General features: G+C 34.2%; 5 protein-coding genes and 1 pseudogene. All 6 read right to left on the reverse strand.

Annotated elements, in window-relative coordinates:
* A partial coding sequence (locus VGE71_RS21090) for a RagB/SusD family nutrient uptake outer membrane protein (protein ID WP_331140082.1) occupies positions 1-552 on the reverse strand: 552 nt, incomplete at its 3' end.
* An 18-nt stretch (positions 553-570) separates the two neighbouring features.
* Positions 571-3972: a SusC/RagA family TonB-linked outer membrane protein gene (locus VGE71_RS21095; RefSeq protein WP_331140083.1), complete on the reverse strand. Its 3402-nt coding sequence runs from the start codon at positions 3970-3972 to the stop codon at positions 571-573.
* Positions 3973-4701: 729 nt separating this feature from the next.
* Positions 4702-5688: a pectinesterase family protein gene (locus VGE71_RS21100; RefSeq protein WP_331140084.1), complete on the reverse strand. Its 987-nt coding sequence runs from the start codon at positions 5686-5688 to the stop codon at positions 4702-4704.
* Positions 5689-5886: 198 nt separating this feature from the next.
* On the reverse strand, positions 5887-7908 hold the full coding sequence (locus tag VGE71_RS21105; protein ID WP_331140085.1) for an aceric acid hydrolase: 2022 nt from the start codon (positions 7906-7908) through the stop codon (positions 5887-5889).
* A gap of 114 nt (positions 7909-8022) precedes the next feature.
* Positions 8023-10473 carry a T9SS C-terminal target domain-containing protein gene (locus tag VGE71_RS21110; RefSeq protein ID WP_331140086.1) on the reverse strand — a complete coding sequence of 817 codons (2451 nt, stop codon included), beginning with the start codon at positions 10471-10473 and terminating at the stop codon, positions 8023-8025.
* A pseudogene (locus VGE71_RS21115) lies at positions 10470-11299 on the reverse strand (hypothetical protein); the annotation flags it as partial. The pseudogene VGE71_RS21115 and the gene VGE71_RS21110, both read right to left, overlap by 4 nt.

Raw genomic sequence — 11299 nt, forward strand, 5'->3', positions numbered from 1 at the left:
AGATGGATCATTAGCTGAAGCAGCCTGAACACTTGTAACTATTGGAACTCCTCCATAAACACGCATCAAATCAAAATATTGCATAGCACGCATGTAATACATTTGACCTTTTGCCTGATCACGAAATGTTTTATCCAAATTAGAACCTTTTACATCAATGTCTTCTAAGAAAGCATTACATTCTCTAATTCTATTGTATGGATGGTTGTTAATACTTGTTCCTAATTTTGCTCCATAATAACCACTTGCATCTTGTGAATTTATAATGGTCTTATTAGGATTTATAAAATCCTGTGTTCCTCCCAATTCTTCAGTCAATCTAGAATTGGTATCTGTATATGAACCAATAATTGTTGCAGTTGGTGACTTGTACGCATTATAAAAATCGTAATATTGATTATCTACATACGCTTGCGCACGCTCTTGGGTTTGGTAGAATGTATCATCGTAAAAACCATAACCTTTCTTATCCTTTAGAAAATCATCACTACAAGAAGCAGCACCTACAGCAAGTAATAGTGATAGTGTTATATATTTAAATGGTGTTTTCATAGTTTCTTTTTAATTTGATTAGAATGATACGTTAAAATTAAGCGACCAAGTTCTAAGTGTAGGATAATTCACAGAAGAGTTATCATACATATTTCTATAATGATCTGGATAAGGATTGTATAAATCCCAAAGATTATTACCTGTTACACCTAAAGTTATAGCAGCAATTTTTGTGTCTGCAAAAACTTTCTTAGGAATATCATAATTAAGGCTTAAGTTTCTAACAAAGCAACGGAAAGTACTTATCTGCCAAAAATCTGATGGGCTAGACATATAAGTCCATTGTGCAACGTTAGGATATTTACCATTTGGATTATCATCACTGTACATATCCTTCCAGAAACTCTCACGAGACCACATATTGTGTGCCGATGATGTACCTTGATTTACCAAGTCAACAAAATTAGCTCCTCCCCAAGAAGTTGATATCTGAGTTCTCAAAGAAAATCCGTCATATTTGAAACCTAAGTTTGTAACAATATTATAAGTTCTACTGCTGTTCGCTAATTTCACATAATCATTTTCTTTTATAATTTGTCCATCAGCCCCTGACATTGATCCATCTGGATTAAGCTGACCTGCAACATCCTGATAAGCCAAAGATCCTTTTCTCATTCCGGCAGCAGAATTGATATCAAAATATCTTGGTACTCCTCCAACTGCAGTAGCACGCTCTGTTAAATATGCCCAATAATTTGCAATATCTGCATCTGTACGCAAAATACCATCTCCTGTAGATGTTCCTTTCCAAACTGCAAATCCCCATACTGGATTAAATGTTGAATAGCTCTCTCTTTTAGTTTGGTTAGATGGAACTAAATTTCCTTGATCAGGATACAACTTAATTTCATTATTGTCATAGCTAAAGTTGAATCCTACATTATAACTCATATTACTTTTTATCTTATCATTCCAATTAAGACTAATTTCATGTCCCCATGCATCAATTCTACCATAGTTTTGTTCAGCATAAGCACCTCCTACAGAAATTGGCACACCTACAGCACTACTCATGTCTGTTAACATTTCTTTATTTTTATCATAATAGAAATCATAAGTCAGGCTTAATCTGTTTTTCAACAAGTTAACATCAACTCCAACGTTATTTTTTATAGTAGTATCCCAAGTCACATCTCTATTTGGATTTACTCTAGGAGTCAAACCATTTCCATTCCATCCTCCACCACTAGTAGCTGTACCAGGACCAAATTGAAAACCTTTATCTACGATAAGATCATAATACTGCTCCCATCTCCATGGCATAATATTGTCTTTACCAGTTTTCCCGATAGAGTAACGAACTTTAAAGAAGTCAACCCATGGTAAACTTTTTTCAAACCAATTTTCTTTAGACATAACCCAACCCACTTGAACAGATGGAAAAGTTCCCCAATAATTTTCTGGTGCAAATTTTGTCGAAGCATCACTACGCAAAATAAATTGGAATAAATATTTTTGTTTAAAACTATAATTCAAACGTCCAAAATAAGACAATGTTCCTCCTTCTACTTTCGTAGCCTGGCTATTAGAAGTACTTAAAGTACCTGCTGTACGATAGTCTCCTAAATAATCTTTCCCTGTTTGTTCGTATGCTAAACGTGTAAATGTACTATATACTTCTGAAGCTTCTCCACCTACCATTGCTCCAATTTGGTGATCTCCAAAAGTTCTGTCATAGTTAATCAAGAAATCGCCTTGAGTACTCTTGCCATTTGTAGTATTATAATAAACTCTTGAGTTTCTTACGTTGGTTTCAAGAACATAACTTCCTGTTGGATTAGTAGTTGCATTATAGAAACTAGGATTAGCAGCACTAGCTAAGTGTCTATCCTGAAGTTGATAATCTCTAATTCTAACTAAATCGTATGGCAATTGAATTTGCTCATTATAAGTTGAGCTTTGATTTCTAGAATAACTTACTTTAAAAGACAACCCTTTAACTGCTGCTATCTTATAATTTAACGAAGCATTGACATTAAATGTATTATCATCTGTAGTTTGATGTGAACCATTATTTAAATTTGCAAAATAGTTCCAACCTGCAATATTATTATTTGCATTTGCACTTCCGAAGTTTTTGTTTGAATTAGGAAATGGTGATACATAATATTGTTTTCCATCATTTAAATTAACCTGCCAAGGCACATGTTGTGGCATGTGTAACAAGAATCCATAATCAGCTTGTTCTCCACCTGCAGCAGAACCATAACTACCATCACTAATGTTTGAAGATGCTTTAGTAAATGATTTATCGATGAATCCAACATTTCCAGAAACAGAAGCAGAAAAATCTAAATTCTTAGCAATTTTTGCATTAATACCTGTACGGAAATTCCATTTATCATATTTTTGATATCCTAAATTAGCATCTTGTGTTAGATAAGTTGCACCCGCAAAATAGGTAATATCTTCACTACCACCACTCACGTTAAAAGAGTGTTTTTGTTGAATTGCTGGTTTCCAAGCTTCTTCCAACCAGTTATAATTTAAACCTTTCATTTGCTCTAATTCTGCATCTGAATATATGGTAGCTGGATCAATTACAGCTGGAGCTGCTATTCTTGATTTAAAATATCTATTACTAAAAACACCAAACTCATAGGCATTCAACACTTTACTATGACTAACGGCGTCGTTTATTGCAAATTGGCTGTTGTATGAGAATTTTGCTTTACCTGCTTTACCTCTTTTAGTTTTCACCACAATTGCTCCTTGTGAAGCACGTGAACCGTAAATAGCAGCAGAACCATCTTTTAAAACAGTAATACTTTCAATCTCAGACGGATCTAATCTGTTAAATTGCTCTAATGTAGGCTTACCATTAGCAGGATCAATCTGAATCATATCATCAATAATTATCAAAGGAATACTAAAACCTCCATCTTTAGATAAACTGAATGTTTGACGAATTTCAAGACTCGCTGCCTCCCCTGGACGTCCAGATCCTCCAATTACTTTAAGATTGGGAACTAATCCTTTTAATGCATCCGATAAATTGGTTACTGGCAAGTCCATTAAGTCATCAGCCTTAATAGTAGCAATAGCTCCAGTAAGTTCTTTCTTCTTCTGACTACCATAACCAACTACAACAATATTTTCTAATTGATTAAAATCGTCTTCCATTTTTGCATTAACGATAGAACGATTATTAAGAGGAATTTCAATTTTTTTCATTCCGATGAAAGAAAAAACTAATGTTCCCCCACTCTTAACTTTAATCTGGTATTTTCCATTGTAATCTGTAGTGACTGAATTTTTGGTCGACTTTTCAGTTACGTTAACTCCAGGCAATAGTCCTCCTAAATTGTCGGTAACTGTTCCTGTAACTGTAACTTGATTACTTGAGTTTTGAGCAAAACTCAGCACACTCATCAGTGTAAACAAAAGAAAACTACATCTTTTTATAAGTGCTTGTTTCATAAATGTTTTTTTTGGTTAGTTTATTAATTGTTAGTTAGTCATGTTAAACATGTTCCTTTAATATAATAAAATTTAACTTAAAGAAATCTTAAAGAATTTTATTAAATGTTTAAAACACATTTATTTTTTTGTCTTCCAAAAATATAACGATGATACATTACAACCGTCCTGCTCTATCCTGTTTTAATCATATAATCTCAAAAAAAAAAGACATAAAAAAAACAATATTAATAAAAATAAGATTGAAAAAGTATATGGAATAGAATATTTGAGACAAAAGTTTGCATAAAAACAAATTTAATATCCTATTTTGATTAAAAAACAACAAGATTTTTATCAAAAATAAGCATTACTTATTTATTCTGCAAAACCCCATACATGTTAACTGATTCATAACTTCTTACAAAAAAGCGATTTTTTACGAAAACGATAGAGTTAATTACTTAAAACTATTTTATTTTACACTAAAAAGGCTACAAAATCAATACAGGATACTACAGGAATGTTTGAAAATAAATTAAAATTAAATCTGAATTTTTAAAAGTAATTTCTGATAAACAGAAAAAAAAGAAGCTTTTTCTACTTCTCTTTCTTTTATCATAGTATATGAAAATGCCTGCTAGTAGAAGACAATTGTCAATCATAGCAGGCATTTTTAGTAAAATAATTTATTTATATTTTTAAAATCTATCTTAACTTTTTTTGATAGACACTAAAACATGGAAGTTATTATTTAGCATTCGGATTCCATCCGTTCAAAACTAAATCTCTATCGTATTTTTTTACATCTTCTTTCTTCAATTGATGCGACCATGAAACACGTTGAGACATATCTTTAGCACTAGAACCTTTACTTCCATACTCAGCATAATAAGCCGTCTTATCTTTTTCAGGAAATCTAGTATCAATCCAAGCGTTCCAACCTTCTGGAATAATATGCGAACCAATATCAGTATTAATAAAAACAGTCTGAGCATAAGGTCGCCAAGGTCTTCCAAGAAAGACTTTATCTACCGATTTGTCTTTCGCAGTAAGTTTACAATCTGTGAAAACAAAACCATAAGCCTGCCCTTGCGGAGTTGAAGCTGCTGTGATATAAGAATTTACTAAACTTTCAATAGTACATTTATAGAAATAAGCTGTTGCGGCTCCAAAAATAAAATCGGTCGTTCCGTTGATGAAACAGTTTTCAAAATAAATACGGGTATTTCCTTCTGATAAATAAAGCGTATCCTGATTGGCTAAAAGATTGCAATTCTTCACCATAACTCTGTCACCTTTAATATGAAGCGCAACTGCCTGCCCTACTCTTCCTGCTGTATTTTCGACAGTCAGATTTTCGAGTGTACAATCATTTCCTTTAATCATAAAAGAATACGAAGTTCCTGTTCCAAATTGCTCTTTTCCCGACGGATCTGGTTCACGAAGCGGTTTCCCAGAATAATCGTCAAACGAAATAATGGTTTTATTTCGATCTGTTCCTTTTAAAGTAATAAAAGATTTAGAAACCGGAATTTCTAACTTCTCAATATATTTCCCAGGCTTTATAGTAATTACAACTCGTTTTCCTGAATTGTCTTTGACATTATTTATCGCTTCTTGAATGGTTTTAAAATCCCCTGAACCATCCTGAGCAACAGTTAACACTAATTTGTTATCGAGCGTTTGTGCTGATATAGAAAATGTTATTAAAAATAAAGCTAGAATATATTTCATAGTTTTTTATTTATTGATTTTGTTTTGTCACCTTGACGAAGGAAAGATCACACTAGAGATTCCGCTATCTTAATCGCCAATCTTTGTCGAGTTACGAGTGTGATTCCTCGTCCCTCGGAATGACAAACAGTAAGATTAAAATCCGTTTTAATCCGCGTCTTTACGAAATAAATCCGTCCAATCCGCGTCCAAAAAAAATTAATGTGACATCCAAACCGTCATTTCACCTTGTCCTTTATTTCCCCAAGCAAAATACGGAACCAATTTTACAGTCAACGATTTTCCGTCTTTTGAAATCGGTTTGTAAAGCATATGTTTCCATAAATTACTGTCTTCTTTTACAGTCGAATTAGCTTCAATTGTAACTAATTTTCTGTTTTTCAATTCTGTAAAATCTGTTTTGAAATCAGAATTCAAGTTTAAAATCACATCATTTACACTTGTATTCGCTGGAAGCTGATCTGATTCTAAGCAATAAACTAGTGGTCCTCTCTTTACAGCAACCTGATTTTTAACTTCTTCCACTAATGGATTCGCTTCCATTAACTCAACTGGCATCGGAAGGTTCAATTCAATCACATCGCCTTTTTTCCATTTTTGATTTACTTTGAAATAAGTACCTGAAAAGATCTTGCCCATAACTTGCGAATTATTTACAAAAATCTGAGCCCCTGAACCCCAACCTGGAATTCGTAAAAGAAAAGCATAATCGTCTTTTGGCGCTTTTACAATTTTCAAAGTTATTTTTCCGTCCCAAGGATAATTTGTTTGCTGTTCAATTTCTAATGCTTCTCCATTCAATGTCTTTGTATTCAAATTATTACTTCCATATAAATTGACATACAAACCTTCTTTTGAAAGATTGTAAGCGTAATTTCCAACTTCAGCAACTGTTCTCGTTACGTTTGGCGCACAACAGTTTGATAACGCAATATAACCTTCACGCACATTTCCCCATCTTTGGTGAAACGGCAAATCATTCGAAACATTCAACGGATTGTTATACAAGAATTTATCTCCTTCTAAATTCATTCCTGAAAGTACGCTGTTATAAAGTGCTAATTCGACAATATCAGCATATTTTGCATCTCCCGTAATTTGAAGCATTCTCCAGTTCCATAACACATTCCCAATATTGGCACAAGTTTCGGTATGAGCCGTTGCATTTGGCAATTGGAAAGGTCTTCCATACGCCTGATGAATCTTTTGAACCACAGTTGGATCATAAGAAGTTCCATCAGGCGAAACTCCATCATATAAAGAACCACAACCTCCCGTAATGTACATTTTACGGTACGTTACATCATCCCAAATAGATTCTAAATTGTCTAGTAATTTCTTTTCTCCTGTTTCTGCATACAAATCGGCAACTCCTGCGTATAAATAATTTGCTCTTACAGCGTGTCCCATTGCAGTAGTTTGTTGTCTAAACGGAACTCTATCCTGATTGTCATCGGTTCCATCATTTGTGGTTCCTTTAATATCAATCAGATTATTAGCCAATTCTAAATATTTGGGATCTTTTACCGTTCTGTACATTTCGACAATTCCCATATAATGAGACGGACAAATCGCATTTCTAGCCAATTCTGGTGAAGCTTTTTTGTAGAAATCATACAAAAAATCGGCAACTCCTTTGGCAATATTCAGGAAATTCGTTTTTCCAGTGGCACGATAATGAATACAGGCAGCAGTCATTAAATGCCCCATATTGTATTTCTCAAAACCTAATTGTTTTTTAACTTCTTCTGGACCTAAAGTTCCCCAACGTTCGTCAATCAAAACGGGCGTATGAATATAACCGTCTTTACGCTGTACTTTCGCGAAAAGCGCAATGGCTTTATCCATTTCGGCATCCAGTTTTTTGTCTTTTGTAACAGCATAAGTTGCTGCCATTCCTTCAAAAATCTTGTAGAAATCACCATCATGAAAAGAAGGCCCTTTGAAAGTTCCTTTATCTAATCCTGCTGCAATCTCGAAGTTTTTGTATGCATGAGAAGTTTCGCTATGATACAAATCCCACATATACGGCAAGGTATTTTTGGTTTCTACATCAAATTGTTCTTTCCAAAATCCGTTGGTCCATTTTACATCTTGCAAACCAACGCTTTGCAATTTAGAATATGGACTTTGTGAATTCGCCACCAAACCTTTGTTTTGCGCCACTACTCCAGCACTAACAAAAAATAAGCTAAGAGAAACATTTAATAAATTTTTCATTTTATTTTGATTTTGAACCATATAAGTAATATAAGTTCATTTAAACTAAACTCTGATTTTAAATACATTAAGTCAATCTTATAATTTCTTATATGACTTATATGGTTTAAATATTTATTTTACGAAGAAATTGATTGTTCTGCTCATTGAATCTCCTTCTGCATCTTTTACTGTTACTACAAATGATGCAAATCCTTTATTTTCAGCAGTAAACTGAATTTCTTTTCCTTTTAGACTCACTTTTCCGTTTTTAACTTCAGAAAAAGTGTAAACTGGTTTATTCTCATAACCTTTGAAAAAATCAGCAACTGTTAAAGATTTTTTATCTTTCAAATTGATAAAATAATGAGGCTGCGCCAACCAATCTAAATAATTATCTAATTGTGTAAATCCGTCTTTATCAACATCTGAATTCGCATCTGAGAAATCTCCTGCTGGTGAATTTTCGTTTAAACCAAAAGCTTTTTCCCACCAGTTTGGTAATCCGTCATGATCGGTATCCCAATCTGTCGGACGACTTTCTGATGGAAAGTTTGGCCATCCTCCAGCATCATCTTCATTGTCAATCATTCCTCCTAAACCGCTTTTACTTCCTTTATAAGTAAAAGTTCCTTTTTTAGTTTCCTCAATAATTCTATTATCGTGTTTATCAAAAAACGGCTGATTTGCACCAACATCCGAAAGTACATTTTTATAAGCTCCTTTAGCCGATTGTGTATTTACATAAGACTCAAAAAACGGCTTGTTAACGAAAGTTTCGTACTCAACCATTTCTTTGTTTGTAATGGTCATTTTTCTTCCTTTATCCTGTGTTTTTTCATCGAAATAACCCGGCATCACATTTCCATCAAAGAAATAACGTTGCATTCCTTTTCCAACGCCTTCATGTTGTGCATTCAAGGCAACAAAAATTCCAGTTGAAGCACCTGGTTTGTAATAGTTATTTACAAAGTTCACCTCGTTTGCTCCTCCGTCAGTTGCTCTTTTTCCCCAATTGTAAACGACATTATTACGAATATCTAATCTTCCTGTATAAAACCCGTCACCGCTTAAACCGCCACCAATACTCCAGTTTCTTCCTTGATTGTGCGCTAATAAATTATGGTGAAAACTTCCGATATCGCCACCAATTGTAGCAGCATATCCGTGCATTTTTCCAGCTTCATATTTATCATGTCCTGCCACATTTAAAGCCTCAGAAATTAGAGTTCGCTGCAATGTAATATGATGCGCGCCACGTGAACTAAACGATTCATCAATCGTCCAACTGATTGAGCAATGATCGATAATACTAAAATTAGCTCCCGTTAATCCCATTCCGTCAAAAGTTTTTCCACCACCAATTCTCACTTTCAAAAAGCGAATTACGCCTTCATTTCCAGTCAATCCAATCGGAGCTCTCGTAACCGTAATTCCTTCACCCGGTGCAGTTTGACCAGCAATCGTAATATAAGGCTGATTTACTACTAATCTTGAAGCCAGTTTAATATTTCCCGAAACATTAAAAACAATCGTTCTAGGCCCAATTTCCTGATTAATCGCGTCTCGTAAACTTCCTGGTCCGTCATCGTTTAGATTTGTTACTTCAATTACTTTTCCGCCACGACCTCCAACAGCATATCTTCCGTAACCTTCAGCACCTGGAAAAGCCAGTTGAGCTGGTTTAAACGACCAAACATTTCCTAAAGTTTCTTGCCCGCTATTATCCACTTCATCTACTCTCCAATAATAAGTTGAACCGCTGTATAAATCAGAAACTGAGAAACTTTTATCCGTCAATTTTCCTTTGAATTCTTTTGAAGATTCTGTTGCGTTTGCTACCACATTTTGATCCAAACCAAAATACAATTTATGAGCAACAACATTTTTTGGAGCATCCCATTTTAAAATCACATTTTTAGTCACTTCAACATGCTCGTCTCTGTTTGCAGGTTGTGGAAAACGTGCCTGATTCATTAAGTTTGGCGTATCTAATTCAAAACCATTCACCACGATTTGTTTTACAATATCTGGATTGTTTGTTGGATCAATTTCAAAACGAACCACTACATCTTTTCCTTTTTCAGCATTGAATGTAATGTAAACCATTGCGGCATCTGCTTTTGCATTGGCTCTCTGACTCGCATTTACCGTTTCCTGAAGCTTTCCGTTTACGAAGATTTTTATTGGCGAAAAAGTTTTTCCTGTAATAACATCAAATGCATTGTGGAAAGTTAAAAGCGTATGTTTTCCTTCTTTTAAACCGCTTATTTTAAGTTCTAAATTTTCAGCTGTAACGAGTCCGTCAGCACCTAATTTATTATAAAACGGAGCGCTCATTCCGACTTTATACCATTTTGAGGTGAAGTTTCCTTTTAGCTTAAAAGTTACTCCATTAAACGTTTTCTGGTCTTCTTTGTTTTCATTAATTACCCACGAATCGTAACTCGGATCGTGAACTTCTTCTAATCTTCTTTGGAAAAAGTCAAAATCAACTTTTACAAGCTGTTTATTGGTATTCTGTGCTTGTCCATTTGCTGTCAAAAGCATTGCTAAAGCAAATGAACTAACTAATTTCTTAATCATTTTATGGTAATTTTTTCAGTTTCTGATTTTCCAATCAGGTTTATAATGTCTTTTTTTCTTTCTTCTGGAACTACTTTTAAAACCTTTAATTCTCCATTAACCAATTCGGCTTCAATCGTAGTATTATGTTTCGCATGTAATTTGAAATGAACGTTCCATTCTTTCGGCCAAGCTGGAAAAAGGTAAATTTTTCCGTCTGCTTCCTGCAAAAGCATTTCCTGCATTCCAATCATTCCTGAACCTCCCCAATTGTGATCTGGAACCCAGTCAAAACCTGGTCCCCAGAATGCTGGAAAACGTCGATCTGAATTGGCCATTTTTAGAGTATTGTATTTTACTGCTTCATTAGTCAAACCTAAACGAGCTGTGAAAATATTGTCTTGTTTCCAACCCACATGACTTCTAAATTTTAAAGCATCAGAATCATATTTCCATGTATTTAAAGCCGTTTCTAAATCTGATTTTCCAACGCCGTAAATTCCCCACGGATAAACAGGATATAATTGTGGAACTTCCGTATTATTAACACGTTCCCATGTTTTAGCAGGAAGCAGAACTTTATGATTTTCAATCTGCCCGAAATTCAAAGGTGGAATTCTATTTTGAAATGCTTTTAAATATTCAACGTCTTCTTTTGACAATTCATTTCCCGAAAGGTTTAATAGATTCTCTGTAATTACTTGTAAAGCCGAAATCGTACTATTAGCATTATTTGCCATTTTATAAGTTTCAGCACCTGAGCCTGGGAAAAGAACTAATTTTCCGTTTCCGTCTAATGCTTTTCGACCTCTTTGTTTCGCTAAATATTGATAATGTTCATCAAAAA

The sequence above is a fragment of the Flavobacterium sp. genome, from assembly GCF_036405015.1.
Classification (GTDB): domain Bacteria; phylum Bacteroidota; class Bacteroidia; order Flavobacteriales; family Flavobacteriaceae; genus Flavobacterium.

Coding starts and splice junctions, on each gene's coding strand:
- VGE71_RS21095 (WP_331140083.1), bottom strand. CDS start 3,972: ATGAAACAAGCACTTATAAAAAGATGTAGTTTTCTTTTGTTTACACTG.
- VGE71_RS21100 (WP_331140084.1), bottom strand. CDS start 5,688: ATGAAATATATTCTAGCTTTATTTTTAATAACATTTTCTATATCAGCA.
- VGE71_RS21105 (WP_331140085.1), bottom strand. CDS start 7,908: ATGAAAAATTTATTAAATGTTTCTCTTAGCTTATTTTTTGTTAGTGCT.
- VGE71_RS21110 (WP_331140086.1), bottom strand. CDS start 10,473: ATGATTAAGAAATTAGTTAGTTCATTTGCTTTAGCAATGCTTTTGACA.